At 32.6% G+C, this 18287-nt stretch carries 16 protein-coding genes; 1 reads left to right on the forward strand and 15 read right to left on the reverse strand.

Features of this window, described 5'->3' with window-relative positions:
• Positions 1-200: 200 nt before the first annotated feature.
• The 15 genes from CCC31_RS04995 to rho form a co-directional block, all read right to left on the reverse strand.
• Positions 201-1595, reverse strand: coding sequence for an FAD-dependent protein (locus CCC31_RS04995; RefSeq protein WP_022088268.1), 1395 nt, complete (start codon positions 1593-1595; stop codon positions 201-203).
• A gap of 150 nt (positions 1596-1745) precedes the next feature.
• The gene (locus CCC31_RS05000) at positions 1746-2567 is read right to left on the reverse strand and encodes a Cof-type HAD-IIB family hydrolase (protein WP_117910341.1); all 822 of its coding nucleotides are present in this window, start codon (positions 2565-2567) and stop codon (positions 1746-1748) included.
• Positions 2568-2700: 133 nt separating this feature from the next.
• Positions 2701-3180, reverse strand: a complete 480-nt coding sequence (gene ybaK / locus CCC31_RS05005; RefSeq protein ID WP_117910340.1) for a Cys-tRNA(Pro) deacylase — start codon at positions 3178-3180, stop codon at positions 2701-2703.
• On the reverse strand, positions 3131-4003 hold the full coding sequence (gene nudC, locus CCC31_RS05010; protein WP_118565494.1) for an NAD(+) diphosphatase: 873 nt from the start codon (positions 4001-4003) through the stop codon (positions 3131-3133). The genes ybaK and nudC overlap by 50 nt, the downstream gene beginning before the upstream one ends.
• A gap of 96 nt (positions 4004-4099) precedes the next feature.
• Entirely contained in the window at positions 4100-5587 is a 1488-nt protein-coding gene (locus tag CCC31_RS05015; protein WP_022088264.1) for a DUF1846 domain-containing protein, read from the reverse strand.
• Between the two features lie 250 nt (positions 5588-5837).
• The gene (hcp, locus tag CCC31_RS05020; protein WP_199522689.1) at positions 5838-7436 is read right to left on the reverse strand and encodes a hydroxylamine reductase; all 1599 of its coding nucleotides are present in this window, start codon (positions 7434-7436) and stop codon (positions 5838-5840) included.
• Positions 7437-7531: 95 nt separating this feature from the next.
• Complete coding sequence (locus tag CCC31_RS05025) at positions 7532-8830, reverse strand: putative ABC transporter permease (RefSeq protein WP_117910338.1); 1299 nt, start codon at positions 8828-8830, stop codon at positions 7532-7534.
• Positions 8831-8922: 92 nt separating this feature from the next.
• Complete coding sequence (locus CCC31_RS05030; RefSeq protein ID WP_117910337.1) at positions 8923-9399, reverse strand: GNAT family N-acetyltransferase; 477 nt, start codon at positions 9397-9399, stop codon at positions 8923-8925.
• A 149-nt stretch (positions 9400-9548) separates the two neighbouring features.
• A complete protein-coding gene (locus CCC31_RS05035) occupies positions 9549-10907 on the reverse strand; it encodes an MATE family efflux transporter (protein WP_117910374.1) in 1359 nt (452 codons plus the stop codon).
• A 385-nt stretch (positions 10908-11292) separates the two neighbouring features.
• Entirely contained in the window at positions 11293-11754 is a 462-nt protein-coding gene (locus CCC31_RS05040; protein WP_117910336.1) for an 8-oxo-dGTP diphosphatase, read from the reverse strand.
• Between the two features lie 57 nt (positions 11755-11811).
• The gene (gene prfA, locus CCC31_RS05045) at positions 11812-12888 is read right to left on the reverse strand and encodes a peptide chain release factor 1 (RefSeq protein ID WP_290850033.1); all 1077 of its coding nucleotides are present in this window, start codon (positions 12886-12888) and stop codon (positions 11812-11814) included.
• The gene (gene prmC / locus CCC31_RS05050) at positions 12881-13750 is read right to left on the reverse strand and encodes a peptide chain release factor N(5)-glutamine methyltransferase (protein WP_290850035.1); all 870 of its coding nucleotides are present in this window, start codon (positions 13748-13750) and stop codon (positions 12881-12883) included. Before prmC ends, prfA begins: the two co-directional genes overlap by 8 nt.
• A complete protein-coding gene (locus tag CCC31_RS05055; RefSeq protein WP_147586400.1) occupies positions 13740-14738 on the reverse strand; it encodes a DUF1385 domain-containing protein in 999 nt (332 codons plus the stop codon). Before CCC31_RS05055 ends, prmC begins: the two co-directional genes overlap by 11 nt.
• A gap of 142 nt (positions 14739-14880) precedes the next feature.
• The gene (gene rpmE, locus CCC31_RS05060; protein WP_022088236.1) at positions 14881-15081 is read right to left on the reverse strand and encodes a 50S ribosomal protein L31; all 201 of its coding nucleotides are present in this window, start codon (positions 15079-15081) and stop codon (positions 14881-14883) included.
• 156 nt (positions 15082-15237) lie between these two features.
• Positions 15238-16839 carry a transcription termination factor Rho gene (gene rho / locus CCC31_RS05065; protein ID WP_290850037.1) on the reverse strand — a complete coding sequence of 534 codons (1602 nt, stop codon included), beginning with the start codon at positions 16837-16839 and terminating at the stop codon, positions 15238-15240.
• Positions 16840-17101: 262 nt separating this feature from the next.
• Between rho and CCC31_RS05070 the strand changes: the two genes are divergently transcribed.
• On the forward strand, positions 17102-18250 hold the full coding sequence (locus CCC31_RS05070) for an NADP-dependent malic enzyme (protein ID WP_147586398.1): 1149 nt from the start codon (positions 17102-17104) through the stop codon (positions 18248-18250).
• Positions 18251-18287: the final 37 nt, after the last annotated feature.

Raw genomic sequence — 18287 nt, forward strand, 5'->3', positions numbered from 1 at the left:
TTTCTTCACTAAAACTGTAAATTCATACTATTGATACAGGCACTTAATCCTATTTAATAAAAAATATATTGTGTATTTTATCTTTTCTCTAATATATTCTTTTCATTTATTTTGTGTTTATTCTATTTTTAATAAATCCGGCTGATTCTCATGGCAAAAGAAGCAACAACCCATCTATCCAGACAGATTGTTGCTTCCGTTTATTTATCTAATAATTTTCTTCCCATAAGAACACCCATAACTGATGCCATCATAAGACCTCTTGTCCATCCTGAAGAATCTCCAAGACAATGTAAACCTTTAATGTTTGTATTAAGGTTTTCGTCCATTTTTACTTTATTTGAATAGAATTTTAACTCAGGGCTGTACAACAATGTTTCTGTTGAAGCGAATCCCGGAACAACTTTATCAAGCATTTTTATAAATTCAATGATATTTGTCATTGCTCTGTATGGCATTGCCGCTGTTATATCACCTGCTACTGCATCTTTAAGTGTAGGTTTAACATTACTCTGTGCTAATTCTTTAGGCCATGTTCTCTTTCCATCGAGAATATCTCCGTATCTTTGTACCATAATATGACCTGCGCCTAACATATTTGTCAACTCACCAACCTTTTGTGCATATTCAATCGGCTTGTTGAATGGCTCAGTAAAGTTATGGCTTACAAGTATTGCAAGGTTTGTATTATTACTCTTCTTTTCCTTGAAGCTATGACCATTTACTACAGCCAAATCATTGTCATAATTTTCCTGCGCAACAAATCCTCCCGGATTTTGGCAGAATGTACGTACCTTATTTTTCCATGGTCTTGGATATCCGATAAGCTTTGACTCATAAAGTACTTCGTTAACCTTTTCCATTACTTCATTTCTGCATTCTACACGCACACCGATATCAACTGTTCCCGGTTTATGTGCAATATTATGTTCTGCACATAGTTTTTCTAACCAATCAGCTCCTCTTCTTCCTGTTGCAATAACAACTTCATCTGCATAATAATGAACACTTTCATTACCTTCTCTTAAGATAACACCTTTACAGCCTTCTTCATCGAGAATGATATTTTCACATTCTATTTCAAATTTCATTTCAACACCATGCTGTAACAACCATTCCTGAATATTGTAATAAAGCTGCTGTGCCTTTTCCGTTCCCAAATGTCTGATTGGGCAGTCTACTAACTTAAGACCTGCCTTAATTGCATTCTTTCTTATTTCCTTGATGTCTTCTCCCTCGTAAATTCCTTCTACATGTGGGTCTGCACCAAATTCCAAATAGATTGTATCTGTATAGTCAATTAATTCCTGTGCAAATTCTTCTCCAATAAGCATCGGCAAATCTCCACCTACTTCATATGACAAGCTTAACTTACCATCTGAAAAAGCTCCTGCTCCGGAGAACCCTGTAGTTATTGCACAATTTGGCTTGCAGTTAACACAATGTCCTACTTCCGCTTTCGGGCAATGTCTTTTTTCTACTGCTTTTCCTTTCTCAACCAAAAGAATCTTCTTATCGCTATTATTTTTTAAAAGTTCTAATGCCGTAAAGATTCCTGCCGGTCCTGCACCTACAATAATCAAGTCATAATGCATACACAATTCACTCCTATTCTTTAAATTTATTCTGTGTTAATTTTTCCTAAACGCTACAAAACCGGATTCGTAAAGAATCCGGTTTTCTGTTTCGTATCGTGATTTCTTACGTCTAATTATATCACAAGTACATATAATTATTCAATCTTTTTATTTTTCCAATAAATATTTGTATATTGCCTCTGCAACCCCATCATGGTCATTGTCCATAACCTCTACATCTGCTATCTTTTTTACATTAGCATTTGCATTGCCCATGGCTACAGCAAGTCCTGCTGTTTTTAATACATCCAGATCATTATCTGCATCTCCAACTACAATTGACTGCTCAACCTCAATATTCAAGTGTTTGCAAAGTTTTTTTAGTCCATATCCCTTTGTAACTCCAAGTGGTGAAATTTCAAGTGATGTATCCTCTGCATTAAGCATCACAATAGGTAATCCCTGTAATTTTTTTCTCGTATCTTCCCTGTCTTGTGGACAAGTATGAAATAGATTAATTTTTTCTATTCCCTGTTTATCTTCATTATGAAATGTAACTGTATCCTCAACTTTTGTACATACTCTTTCATATAACGGAATATAAATTCCCATGTGGTATTTTTCCATTTGCGGAATCAATCTTTTCGGTGAAATAGAACGTCCTTTAGATATCAAATGAATAAACACATCCTTATCTTTAACTGTATCAAATATCTTACTAACTATTTCTTCGTCTATTGTTGAAGCAGAAATTATTTCTTCATTTTTCAAATTATAAACCAAAGCTCCACTTTCAAGGATGGCATATTCCATATCCTTTAATTGTTCTCTATATTCTTCTATTTCAGCTAATGCCCGTCCGGATGATAACGAAATATGTTTTCCATTTTCTATTGCTTCTTTTATTGCTAAAATAACACCTGAATTAATCTTCTTTTCTGAATTTAGCAATGTTCCATCCATATCTAATCCAATTAATTCGTATCCCATATCTTTTCTCCTTTAAACTCTTTAAGCATTCGCATCAAGCCATACTATCTGCTATAATGATGTGCTATTGAACCTACGCTGCCAAATGCACTTTCTTTTAACCCTTACACGCTCCACATAATACATTTTATATTTATACAGTAATTTCAGCGGTCTGAACAGGAATTACCTTTCTTAAATCTTCAAGTGTAATTTCTACCTGATAGCCGATTTTTCCACCACTTACGCAAAATTTTTCTACTTTTTCTACACTCGAATCAATTGTTGTTTTAAATAATTTTTTCATTCCAATCGGTGAGCAGCCACCATGAATGTATCCTGTAAGTGGTAAAAGTTCCTTTGATTTTATCATTTGTATTGATTTTTCTCCTACAGCTTTTGCTGCCTTTTTTAAATCAAGTTCTTTTTCTACAGGTACAATAAATACATAGTGATTTTTTGTCTTTCCTTCTGTGACTAATGTTTTAAATACGCACTCCGGATTTTGTCCTAATGCTTTTGCAACATCAGTCCCACTTATTGCATCTGTATCACCATAATAATAATGCTGATATTTAATCTTCTTACTGTCTAATACTCTCATTACATTTGTTTTTTCGTCTTTTGCTTTCATTTTCTCTCTCCTTGCGAAAACATGTCATCATTTCTCTTGTTAGGCTTATCTTTTCTTCATCATCCGGAACATCTTTATAATTAACCCATTCTGCTACGGACAATTCATCTTCATCCATTGTAATTTTCATATTGCCATCTAGTTTTGCAAAAAATCCCATAAGGACATTACCATCATATCCCCATGGTTGGCTTTTGTAATATGTTATATCTTTAATATGCACTCCTGTTTCTTCAAATACTTCCCTTGCAACTGTTTCTTCGATAGTCTCTCCTATCTCTGTAAAACCTGCAATTAGTGCATATCTTTTATACTCTCTGTCTGCATATTTTGTTAATAATATTTTATCATTGTCCGTCACTCCTACTATAACTGCCGGAGCGATTTTTGGGAATACCTGATTTCCACATTTAGGACATTTTAGCATTCTTATTTTTTCATCATGTTCCATATTACAACCACATGCCCCACAAAATTTATTAGACTTATACCACATATTTAAATGCCATCCTGTTGCTGCTGCCATTACTTTAGTCATTGGTTTCATTGTTCTTGTCTTAAACATTGGTACATACTCAAATCCATCAGCTTCTATTTCGCTTTTTTCATAGAAATATGAATCATTTCCTATACTAAAAAAATAAACCAAGGTATCATCCCCCTGATTTATCTGTTTATACTTCTCATATGTTAAATATTCTAGTGTTTCTGCCTTTTTAGATAACAATACCCTTCTCCCACTGTAACTTAATACATAATCATTATCTTTAGGCTTAATATTTTTATATTGATTGTTTAGTTTTGGTTCTATGTCCTGTATCATATTTACCTCAACTTTCCCTGCTTATTTTAACCGGTTATCAATCTAAGAAAAATTAATAACCGGTTATTTTAATGTTTATATTTATTATTTTGCAAATTAGTGTTTATGATATTTTCTTCCATCTTCTTCGTATTTAGGTTCACATGTAAGCTGTATTCCTAATCTCTTAAATGTCTGTTCATCTACTGATGTAAGCAATACTGTAGAATGTGCCTGACATCCTTTTAACTTATGTAACTGCTTCATCGCTACTTTTGCAACTTCACTATTTGCTGCTGTTGATGATAAAGCAATTAAAATTTCGTCTGTATGAAGTCGTGGATTCTGACTTCCTAAATACTGTGTCTTTAATGTCTGAATCGGTTCAATTGCCTGTGGTGATACCAATTTAACATCATCTTCAATTTTACCTAATTTCTTAACTGCATTTAATAAGGCTGCTGCAGATGAACCAAGCAAATCACTTGTTTTTCCTGTAATCATTGTTCCATCTTCAAGCTCAATAGCTACTGCAGGACTACCTGTTTTTTCTTCAATTTCTTTAGCTACTTTTGCTACTTTTCTGTCATCAATAGTAACTCCTGCCTGCTGCATCAAAAGTTCTAATTTATATATATCATCTTTTGTTTCACCATTACGTTTTTTATCGCATAAACATTTATAATATCTTCGTAAAATTTCCTGCTGTGATGCTTCACAACATACTTCATCATCCACAATACAGTTACCAGCCATATTAACACCCATATCTGTAGGTGATTTATATGGACTTTCACCTGCAATAAGTTCAAACATTGCATTAACAACAGGGAATATTTCTATATCTCTATTATAGTTAACTGTAGTCTTTCCATACGCTTCTAAATGAAATGGATCAATCATGTTTACATCATTAAGATCTGCTGTTGCTGCTTCATATGCAAGGTTAACAGGGTGCTTAAGTGGAATATTCCATATAGGAAATGTTTCAAATTTAGCGTATCCTGCTTCAATTCCTTTTTTATGCTCATGATATAACTGTGAAAGACATGTTGCCATCTTTCCACTTCCGGGACCCGGTGCAGTAATAACTACTAAAGGTCTCTCTGTTTCTATATAATCATTCTTTCCATATCCTTCATCACTTACAATATGATTTACATCGCTTGGATATCCCGGAATCTTATAATGTCTGTATGACTTAATTCCAAGTTCTTTTAATCTCTGTTGGAATAATTCTGCTGATGGCTGTCCTGCAAATTTTGTAAGGCATACACTTCCTACAAAAAGGCCAACTGACTGAAATTCGTCAATAAGTCTTAATACATCTAAATCATATGTTATTCCATAATCGCCTCTTACCTTATTTTCTTCAATGTCTTCCGCACTAATTACTATAACAACTTCTGCCTGGTCTTTTAACTGTAATAACATCTGTAATTTTGAATCAGGCTGAAATCCCGGAAGAACTCTTGATGCATGATAATCATCAAATAATTTTCCACCAAATTCTAAATATAACTTGTTTCCAAATTTTTCAATTCTCTCTCTGATATGCTCTGACTGCATTTTTAAATACTTGTCATTATCAAATCCAATTTTCATTTACTTAACCTCTACCTTTTCTAATTGACTTTAGAATAATTCCGAATTAAATTCTTATTTCTATTCAATAATTACATAAGCATCCTCTTCGGCTAATAAATCTTTTGTTTTAATCTCATTTTCCTATTCTAGCAGAAAAACATTAATAAATGAAGAGTCTATATATTAATTTATCTAAAAATAATAACAGTCCGGCCATATAGCATAAACTGTAATAATCCCTGCTATTGTATGGTCGAACTGTTTTATTTTACTTATTTGACATAATTTTTTCTAAATCTTTATCCGGTGTACTAATAGGTGAAATGTTATAATTTTCCACTAAATAATTCAATATATTAGGTGATATAAAAGCAGGAAGTGTCGGTCCTAAATATATGTTTTTAATTCCAAGATGTAATAATGTTAATAAAATACATACAGCTTTTTGTTCATACCATGATAAAATCATTGATAATGGTAAATCATTAACTTCACATTCAAATGCCTGTGCTAACGCAATTGCAACTTTTATTGCTCCATATGCGTCATTGCACTGACCCATATCCATAATTCTTGCTAGTCCGTTAATATCTCCCAAATCCAAATCATTAAATCTGTATTTACCACATGCAAGCGTCAAAATAATAGAATCTTTTGGTGACTGTTTAACAAACTCCGTATAATAATTTCTTCCGACTCTTGCTCCATCACATCCTCCAACTAAGAAGAAATGACTTATTTCTTTGTTCTTAACTCCTTCAATAACCTTATCTGCAACTCCAAGAATAGTTCCATGTCCAAATCCTGTCATAACATATCTTCCACCGTTTATTCCCGTCATAACTTTATCTTCTTCATAACCGCCAAGTTCAAGTGCCTTATTTATTACAGGAGTAAAGTCCTTGTCTTCTCCGATATGAACCATTTCAGGATACGAAACAACTTCCGTTGTAAATACTCTGTCTGCATAACTTTGCTTAACCGGCATTAGACAATTAGTTGTAAATAATACAGGTCCTTTGATATCATCAAATTCCTTTTGCTGATTCTGCCATGCAGTTCCAAAATTCCCCTTCAAATGAGGATATTTCTTTAACTCCGGATAACCGTGTGCAGGAAGCATTTCTCCATGAGTATATATATTTATTCCTTTTCCATCTGTCTGCTGTAATAACAATTCTAAATCTTTTAAATCATGTCCTGAAATTACGATAAATGGTCCTTTTTCTATAGTCAATGGAACTTTTACCGGAGTAGGATTTCCATAACTTTCTGTATTTGCCCTATCAAGTAATTCCATGCATTTTAAATTCTTTTCTCCCACTTCAAGCGCTACTGGCAAAAGTTGTCCAATTTCCATATCATAAGTAATAACAGATAACGCTTTATAAAAGAATCCGTTTACATCCTCATCCTCATATCCTAAAACCATTGCATGGTACGCATAAGCTGCCATTCCTCTTATTCCAAACAAGATAAGTGATTTTAATGAGCGGATATCCTCATCCTCATTCCACAACAAATTCATATCATAATCTTCTGTACTTCCACAAGGCATCGCACACGCATTGCAATTTGGTGCAATTGCATTTTTTTCTAAATGAACTTTTTGTATCATTTCCTTTAATGTATCATCATTAAAATTAACATTTGTTATCGTTGTAAATAATCCCTCTATTATAATTTTATCTGTTTCTTTTCTTTTAGGATTGTGACTTGTACTTTTTGCCAGACCGATTAACGCTCCTGTGAGTTCATCCTGCAATTTAGATGTATCCGCTGACTTACCACACACTCCCATTGCTCCTGTACAGCCTGTACAACCGGCTGTCTGCTCACATTGAAAACAAAACATTTTATTATCCATCTATTAAAATTCCTTTCTGATGTAAAATTATCACATGCAGATAGTATTATAATTCGAATAACATTTCTGTTGTTTTAACAACATTATTTTAATTTTTATTTGGCATTTTTTGCATTTGGATATATTTTTTCCATTCTGGCATCATTGTAATTATCATCAACCCATATCTGCCACTGCTTTGTTGCCACTATTCCATTTTCTCTCTGGTCATATCTATGAAGCACCATGCATGTCGCAACGACATCAACACTCATAAATATAATCAATACCCATGTACATATTTTTCCCGGCTTTACAGGAATTTTTTCAATTATTGCTGATAATTTAGGGTAACATATTTTAAACCATACAACTGCTGCCATTCCCCAGAAGAAGCAATATAAAAGATTTATTCTTCCTCCTAAGTTAAATGGTATTTTGCTGTAATCCCAAAATATCTTTCCAAATACAATTTCGGTAAATACACTACATAAATATTCGTATGCTCCCCCTAAACAGGTTCCCATTACAAATAAGAAACTATCACTTTTTTCTCTATATTTATAGAGCATAGCCGTTACGATTGCAATTGCCAAGCCCCACACTATACTGAACTGTCCCCATATTACACTGCTTCTTCTCATCCATACTCCTGCCGTTGCTCTGCAGAATATCGTTTCTGTTACATCTCCAAGAAATGAGCCGATAAAAAACAGTAATGCAATTTTATAAAAATCACATCCCCTTGCAAATACACTCTTATCCTTTTCCTTTTTCTCTACTTTAGAAGATTTTGGATAAGCTTTATCTATACGCAGATTTATTCTTTTGGCAATCCATTTTTCAAGTTTTAAACTAATTTCCGTAAATTTATTATTTGCTTCAATTATTTTATCTACGCCTTTACCTTCAAATTTAATAATAATTGAAGAAAATACTATATCTGCAATAAGGCATCCTGTTATAATCCATAAAATTATATGCATTAAAAGTTCCGGAAATAATTTGTACAAATCAAGTAACAGACTATCTCCAAACTTAACAACTATGTATCCTAGCACGCCCCATACTGCTGCCATTGGAACGCATACATATCCTTCAAAATTCCATTTAATATCTGAATAATCCCACCATTTTTCGTGGTATATTTTTTCAACTAAATGTCCGCCAAACCATTCAACAACAGATGCATATATAGCTGCAAATAAAATCAACCAAATTCCTGTAAGTTCGTGTAATGTTGTTGATATTAAAACTGCACTGATACCATATATAATACAAAATGGTCCATTTATAAGACCTCTGTTAACTACTTTTCTTTCCTTTATTGTTGCAAATACTGTTTCTAGAATCCATCCTAAAAATGAATAACTTAAAAACAGCCACATAAGTTCATATACTGACAGATTGTCCATATTACTTTCTCCTTAGTTCTCCCTAAATTTATCCTTGTGATATATGTCTGTAAAAATCTATCACATATACCAATTCTTTACCATGAATATCCCTATTTAAGAATCACTTCCATCTGTGTTTCCTTTACAAACATTCCCACCTTTTCATAAAATGCACGGGCATTATCATTTCCTTCCCATACATTTAACGTAACATCATAACATCCTATTGATTTAGCATATTCAAGAACATATTTATACAAAATTGTTCCAATATGTTTTCCTCTGCAATTTTCGTCTACACACAAATCATCAATATGTAATGTTTTAAAATCAACCATATTTGTACTAAAAGGTTGTTTTTTTATTACACAAAATGCATAACCTACAACTTCATCATTATCTATAGCTACAAATACCGGTGTTTCATCATTTTGAAATATATTAGTTAGTTCTTCCCTTGTATACTTTGTTGTACCTGATATAAATATGTCAGGTCTTAACTTCGCATGTAATTCGAGTACCTCACTTAATAATATGCTCACTTTATCAATATCTTTAATTTCTGCTCTTCTAACTGTAATATCCATTGTACTTCTCCTTATGGCTTTTACTCTTGCACAAATGCCCATTAAATAAAAATATTTCTCTGACACTTGTATCTGTCTGCAGAATATAAATAATTAATACTTTTTCTACATACTTTATATAATACAACAATATATACATACATTTCTACCTATTTATTAAGACTTTGTATTTTTCTCCTATCAATCCTCTTCATAAACACACACGCAATAACACATGATACTGCCTCTGCTATCGGAAATGTCATCCATACTAACCATATGTAGCTTATATCTTTTATTGCAATTAAAGAAAATCCCCATGCAACAGGAAGAACAAATAAGAACTGTCTGCATATTGAAATAAATAGTGATTCCATGCCACCTTCAAGTGCCTGAAATATTCCCTGAAAAGCAATATTTGCACCTGCAAATACAAAACTTATAGAAATTACTCTTATCGCACTAACGCATAATTGTTGCGTAACACCTGACAACCCAAATATCTTAGCAAATGGATTTGCAAAAATTTCCAGCACAACAGTTCCTACAACCATTATAATTAAAGTATAAATCAAACCATATTTTATTCCGTCCCTAACTCTTTCTTTACTTCTCATTCCATGATTAAATGATACTATCGGAGTAATTGCATCTCTTAAGCCAAATGCTGCAAACAAAATAAACTGTTGAATTTTATAGTACAATCCATATGCAGTAACTGCTGTTTCACTTATTCTAACAAGTATTATATTTAATCCGTATGTCATAAATGACATTAATGCCTGAGCTATGATTGCAGGTAAACCAATCATATATATCTCTTTTATTATTTTTGCTGATGGTTTTAAATTTTTAATTATTCCTTTTATTTCGACATTAAATTTTATATGGAAAGCAATCGCTGTTAAAACTGACACTACCTGACCTATAACAGTTGCATATGCCGCGCCTGCGACTCCCATTTCAGGAATTCCTAGCAAACCATATATTAAAATAGGGTCTAAAATCATATTTGTTACAGCCCCTAGTATTTGTGCTATCGTTGAATATAATGAGCGCCCTGTTGCCTGTAGCATTTTTTCAAATATTGAAAAGAACACTATTCCTATAGATAAAGTACAGCATATTTTCAAATATTGTATTGCCATATTTTTTATTAATTCATTACTTGTCTGTGTAGATACATAGAAATCTGCTCCAAATATTCCGAAAACAAGAAATATTAAATAAATTATTGTTCCTAAAAATATTGTATTTCCTGCTATCATAGATGCTTTTTTCAGATTTCCACTCCCTAAATTTTTCGAAAGCAATGCATTCATTCCGACACCTGTGCCTATTGCAATCGCAACCATCATCATCTGAACAGGAAACGCCAATGTTAAGGCATTCAAAGCTGCTTCTCCATTTTCATGCATATTGGATACAAATGCACTGTCAACAATATTATACACAGCCTGTAACACCATCGATAAAATCATAGGTGCTCCCATTGTCAGCATCAATTTGTTTACCTTCATCGTCCCCATTTTGTTTGCTTCCTTGTTTTCTTCCACTTTTCCCTTTACCTCCTATGTTTAAAATGAATTCCCAAAATTCATAAAATTAAATCAATCCGGCTTCGTCAATTTTTTATTTGTTGTTATACACACGACTTCGTCTTATATAACATAAAAGAGCGCAAATCCATATCTGGATTTACGCTCTTAGCCACTCGATTCGTTTGATATTTTAGCAAATTTCTTTTTAAATTTCAAAGGCTTTTTTTAATATATAACGATTAAAAATTAAGTAATTTTGATTTTTTGCTTATAATTGTTCCTTATTTTTTTGTTTTTCTTCCATTATATCAACAATCTGCTTTTTACTTAATACTATCATTTAGTAAGCACCTCATAAGCTTTCATATTTTGTTTAATAAAAAACAATATTATTTTCTACTAATTTATCTCCCTCATATACCAATTTTAATGAAAAGAATCTTTTCTCATCATTTAACAGTAATTTCAAAAATATTGCATCCCCTTCCCATGTTGGCAAATTAGGTACTACTTTTTTATCTACCCATTTAAGTTCTCCCTCATCGCATTCAATTATATTTCCTGTAAACTTATCCGCAGTAAATAGGCACATGGTTTCCGATTCACATTCATCACTGATAAATGTTACAATTCCTCTGAATTTATATGAAGTAAGTATTAGTCCTGTTTCCTCTTTTACCTCTCTTACAAGACATTCTTCCGGTGATTCCCATTCGTTAGCATGTCCACCTACTCCTATCCACTTGTTTTTATTAATATCTTCTTTCTTTTTCACACGATGAAGCATCAAATATTTTTCATCATTTTCTATATAACAAAGAGTTGTCATCTGCATAATTCTACCCTCACTTTTTTATATAAATATGAGCCATCTTTCGATGGCTCAAAAAATTTATACTTCATTTTCCATATTGCTAAGCTTTGCTGCCTGATCTGCTGCTATACAGTTATCGATTATTTCATCAAGATTTCCATTCATTATTTCATCTAATCTATGTGATGTAAACTTAATTCTATGATCTGTTACTCTTCCCTGTGGGAAATTGTAAGTTCTTATCTTTTCTGAACGGTCACCGGTTCCTACCTGACTTCTTCTTGCTGCTGATTCAGCATCCTGCTTCTTTTGAAGTTCAAGTTCGTATAATCTTGCTCTTAATACTTTAAGTGCTTTATCCTTATTTTTTAACTGTGATTTTTCATCCTGACATGAAATAACAATTCCTGTTGGAATATGTGTAAGTCGTACAGCTGAATCAGTTGTATTTACACACTGACCACCGTTTCCTGATGCTCTAAACACATCAAATTTACAATCATTCATATCGATTTCTACATCTACTTCTTCTGCTTCAGGCATAATTGCAACAGTTGCTGTTGATGTATGAATTCTTCCACCTGATTCAGTTACCGGAATTCTCTGTACACGATGTACTCCACTTTCATATTTCAACTTAGAATATGCACCCTGACCGTTAATCATAAATACAACTTCTTTAAATCCACCTAAACCATTTTCGTTTAAAGAAATCATTTCTGTTTTCCAACGATTCTTTTCTGCATACATACAATACATTCTGTAAAGTTCAGCAGCAAATAACGCAGCTTCATCTCCACCTGCACCGCCACGGATTTCTACAACAACGTTTTTATCATCATTCTCATCCTTTGGTAAAAGTAAAATCTTTAACTGCTGTTCCATTTCTTCAACTTTTGCTTTAGCTTCATTTAATTCTTCTTTAGCTAATTCACGCATATCTTCGTCATTTTCTTCTTCAAGAATTAAAAGACTGTCTTCAACATCCTGCTTAGCTTGTTTATATGTCTTATACGCTTCAACAATTGGTGCTAAGTCACTTTGCTCTTTCATTAATTTTCTAAAATTATTCTGGTCATTTGCCACGCTTGGATCGTTTAACATTTCTAATATTTCATCAAATCTTTCCAATATACCGTCTAATTTATCAAACATTCTCTTCTCCTTTTCTCGCAATCACAACTCTGTCATTTTCTGACAAATCTTTATATACATTAATATCTTTAAAATTATACTGCTTCAAAATATCGGGAACTGTTTTTCCCTGATCATAACCAATCTCATAAAAAATCATCCCATCATCTGATAAATATTCATTTAACTTTTCCGATATTTTTTTATAAAATTTCAATCCGTCTTCATCACCATCTAAAGCCATCATCGGTTCATGATTTTTTACTTCTTCCATAAGCGTTTCAATATCACTTTTTCTTATGTATGGCGGATTAGATACAATTATATCATATTTACCTGATACATTTTCAAATAAATCTGATTCAATAAATGTAACTTTTGCATCTAACTGCTTTGCATTATCAATTGCAACTTTTAATGCTTTTGGGGACAAATCTACTGCTGTCACATCTACATTTTCTGCAAGTTTTTTTATTGAAATCGCTATGCATCCTGAGCCGGTACACATATCTAATACTTTGACTTTCTTGCCTTGAATCTTTTGTTTTAAATAATTTAAAACCATTTCAACTAAAAGTTCCGTATCCTGTCTTGGAATCAATACATCTTCATTCACATTAAATGATAATCCCATAAATTCCTGCTTACCGGTTATGTGCTGTAAAGGAATCTTATTACAACGCATATCTATAAATTTAAAAAACTTATCTGCATCCTCTTTATTAACTAATCTTTGAGGATTGATAAAATACTGTACTCTTGTAATCCCTAAAACTTCTTCTGCTAAAAGCCACGCATCAACAGTTGCATCCAAATCAGATGCTTTCTGCAATTTTTCTATTCCATCTTTTATCAAATCTTTTAATTCAAATTCAGTTGACATCTTCTTCTCCTGAAATTTCATCCAAAACTTCTATTCCATTGCTTTTCAAATAATCTTTCCAGTCAAAGACTTCCTCAACTGCCTTAATTGCGACTTCAATCATATCATCAGTTGGTTCTTTAGTTGTTATTTTCTGCATCCATATTCCGGGTTTACTTATTAAATTAACAATAAAATTATCGCTACTACCTGCTAATCGGATAATCTCATATGAAACACCTGCAATTACAGGTATTAAAATTAATCTTATTGTATATTTAATCCAAACTACATCCGAGCGAATGAAGATAAAGAACAAAATACTAATTATCAAAACTATCAACATAAAGCTTGTTCCACATCTTTTGTGAAATCTCGAACTTTCTCTTACATTTTCTACAGTTAATATTTTTCCATTTTCAATACAGTTAATACATTTATGCTCTGCTCCATGATACATAAATGTCCTTCTTATGTCTTTCATTAATGATATTAACAGCATATATCCGATAAAAATAACCATCTTGGCTATTCCTTCTATTACTGGAACCTGTCTGTTTCCTATTCCCGGAACAAATCTTTCAAACATATCCGCTATAAATAACGGTAACATCATAAATATTAATACTGAAAATATAATAGAAACTGCTACTACACATCCCATTATTACATTCTCAGCTTTCTCACCAAATTTATTAATAAGCCACAATTCTAATTTGCCAGGCTCTTCTTCTGTTTCATCATCATCTTCAAAAAAAGATGCTGAATATGTAAGAGATTTTATTCCAAGCACTAGGGAATCAATAAAACTAAATACTCCTCTGATAAAAGGAGCTCCCAAAATTTTGTTTTTCTGTGAAGCACTTTTATATTGCTTCTTTTCTACCTCAATTGTATTATCACTTTTTCTTACAGCTACAGAATACCAGTCCTTATTTCTCATCATAATTCCTTCTATAACTGCCTGTCCTCCTATTCCGGAAGAACCTAATTTATTTTTATTTTTCATAAATGTCCTCATTCATTATAATCGCACAAATAAAAATATTAAATATCCCTATTTTCATAATCAGATTATGCTTCTAACCTGCATATCTTTACATAAGAAAATAGGTTGAGAACAAAAATTCCCAACCTGTTATCCTTAATACTTACTGAATACCATATTTCTTATTAAACTTATCAATTCTACCACGAGCTGAAACTGCTTTCTGCTGTCCTGTGTAGAATGGATGACATGCTGAACAAATTTCAACATGAATATCTGACTTAGTTGAACCTGTTACGAATGTGTTACCACAGTTACATGTAACGGTTGCCTGCTGGTAATCTGGATGGATTCCTTCTCTCATTACATTCACCTCTTCATTTCCTTAAATTAAATTTTATGCTTATTGGCAACGCCAATCCGTCTTAACTCAATAGCCTAGTCATTATAGCATATGCTTTTACTATTAGCAACCTTTTTTTATTAAATGTCACTTTATTTTATAATGATTCGACAAAAATTACGTGAATCTGTGAGCACCTGTTGAATTTGTTGGTCCATCATTATTTTTTATTTTTGAAATTTTTGAAATAAATTCTTTATTATTTTTTGTTCTATAGAATAAATTAATTATTCTTTCTGCCGCGTCTTCTTTCTTCATTCCATTAATTTCTTTTCTTATTACATAAGATGCTCCTAATTCTTCACTATCTAATAATAAATCTTCTCTTCTTGTACCTGACTTAATTATATCAATAGCCGGGAATACTCTCTTCTCAGATAATTTTCTATCAAGAACCAATTCCATATTACCTGTTCCCTTAAATTCTTCATATACAACATCATCCATCTTACTTCCTGTATCTACTAATGCTGTAGCTAGAATTGTCAGGCTTCCACCTTCTCTCATATTTCTTGCTGCACCAAAGAATCTCTTTGGCATATGAAGTGCTGCCGGATCCAAACCACCTGATAAAGTTCTTCCACTTGGCGGTACAGTCATGTTGTATGCTCTTGCAAGTCTTGTAATACTATCCAATAAAATTATTACATCATTTCCATGTTCAACTAATCTTTTTGCTCTTTCGATTACCATTTCCGAAACACGTTTATGATGCTCAGGTAATTCATCAAATGTAGAATAAATTACCTCTACATTCTCCCCTTCAATTGCTTCTTTTATATCTGTAACTTCTTCAGGTCTTTCATCTATTAATAAAATAATCATTTTCATTTCAGGATTATTAGTCTGAATTGATTTTGCTACCTGTTTTAAAAGGGTTGTCTTACCTGCTTTTGGTGGAGACACAATCATTCCTCTTTGTCCCTTTCCAATTGGGCTGATAATATCAACTATTCTCATTGCCATATTTTCAGATGGTGTTTCCAAATGAAGTCTGTTATTAGGGAATATAGGAGTTAAATCTTCAAAATTTGGTCTGGAAATAACTTTTTCTAATGATTCATCATTTACTTTATCTAAATAATAAAGAGCTCCAAACTTTTCTGATTCTCTCTTTGCTCTTACTTTTCCTTCTAATATATCTCCTGTTTTCAAATTAAATCTTTTAATCTGTGATGGTGCCACATAAACATCATCATCTCCAGGCATATAGTTATCACATCTGATAAATCCAAATCCATCCGGCATAACCTCAAGTATTCCTGATTTAAAATCTCCTTCATCTGTTGGCTGAGGATCTCTCTTCTCAGTTTTTTGCACCTTCTGTACCGGTTTATTTTCATTTTTAGAATGTGTTTTTATTATTCTATGTTCAGTCTTTCCTTCCAATTTATGTGAATTCTTTTTCTCTATCTTTAACTCTTTATTACTTTCTGAATTTTTTTCTTTATTTTCTGACTTTTTTTTCTTTACTTCCTTTTCAGGCTTATCTTCTTTTTCTTCAGTACTTACTTCTGCTACCTGTATATTTTCTTTATTTTCATTATCAACTTCTTCTTTTTTGGCGGCTTCAGTCTGCTTTTTCTGATTTCGCTCATTCACTTCCAAAATCATATCTACTAACTGCTGTTTTCTTAACTTTGTTACACTTTTAATCCCATTTTCCTTTGCAATGGCTCGTAATTCGCTCACTGGTAATGACTGCAACTTTTCTCTCATAAATGCACCAGTCCTTTCACTATCTATCTGTTCAATATTTATTATTAAATCCGGGAAATGTGTGGGAAACCCACTTGAGTCTAGATTCTGTTTTTATATTAACACATCTTTTTTAAAAATAATAGTGTAATTTTTAAAAATGTGTTATGCTTATAAACAGGTGTTTAAATGTATTTTTTACTACTATACTTCAGACACCTGATTTTATGTATATGTTTAAAATATACATTTATTACTATTTATATTATATTTGGAGGTTATTATGACAACAGATGAAAAAGCTTTAAAGCTCCATGCTGATTTAGTAGGTAAAATCAGTACAGAAGCAAAATGTAAAATCAAAACACGTGAGGATTTATCAATTGCATATACACCGGGTGTTGCTAAACCTTGTGTTGAAATTGCTAAAAATCCGGAAGATGTTTATAAATACACAATGAAGGCAAATACAGTAGCCGTAGTTTCAGACGGAAGTGCTGTTTTAGGTTTAGGAAATATTGGCCCTTACGCCGCCATGCCTGTTATGGAAGGTAAAGCTGTTCTTTTTAAAGAATTCGGTGATGTAAATGCCGTTCCAATTTGTCTTGACACACAGGATACACAGGAAATCATTGACACTGTTGTTAGAATTGCTCCCGGATTCGGTGGTATTAATCTTGAAGACATTTCTGCTCCAAGATGTTTTGAAATAGAAAGTAAACTTAAAGAATTATTAGACATTCCTGTATTCCATGATGATCAGCATGGAACAGCAATCGTTGTTCTTGCCGGTATTATCAACGCTTTAAAAGTTGTCGGAAAGAAAAAAGAAGATTGTAAGGTAGTTGTAAACGGTGATGGTTCTGCCGGTATTGCAATTTCAAAATTATTATTAAAATACGGTTTTAAAGATCTTACAATATGCGGTTTATACGGAATATTATCAAATGATGTTAAAGATTTAAACTGGGCTCAAAAGGAAATGGCTCAGGTAACTAACCTTGAAGGAAAAAATGGTGTTCTTGCCGATGCAATGGTTGGTGCAGATATATTTATTGGTGTATCAGCTCCAAACATCGTAACTAAGGAAATGGTTGCTTCAATGAACAAAGACGCTATTATATTTGCAATGGCAAATCCTACACCTGAAATTATGCCTGACCTTGCTAAAGAAGCAGGTGCAAGGGTCGTTGGTACAGGACGTTCTGATTTTCCAAATCAGGTTAACAATGTTGTTGCCTTCCCTGGAATTTTCAAGGGTGCTCTTGAAGGTCGTGCAAAGCAGATTACTGAAGAAATGAAATTAGCTGCTGCTAATGCAATTGCTTCTCTCGTTCCTGATGACCAGTTAAGCGAAAACTTTATTTTACCTGAAGCCTTCAATCCTGAAGTTTCTGAAGTAGTAAGCAAAGCCGTAAAAGAAAACATATAACACCAGATTCAAAAAAAGACTGCGTTCATGCTTGCAT

Source organism: Eubacterium sp. LMAG:50, from assembly GCF_008680265.1.
In the GTDB taxonomy this organism is placed as follows: domain Bacteria; phylum Bacillota; class Clostridia; order Lachnospirales; family Lachnospiraceae; genus Eubacterium_U; species Eubacterium_U album.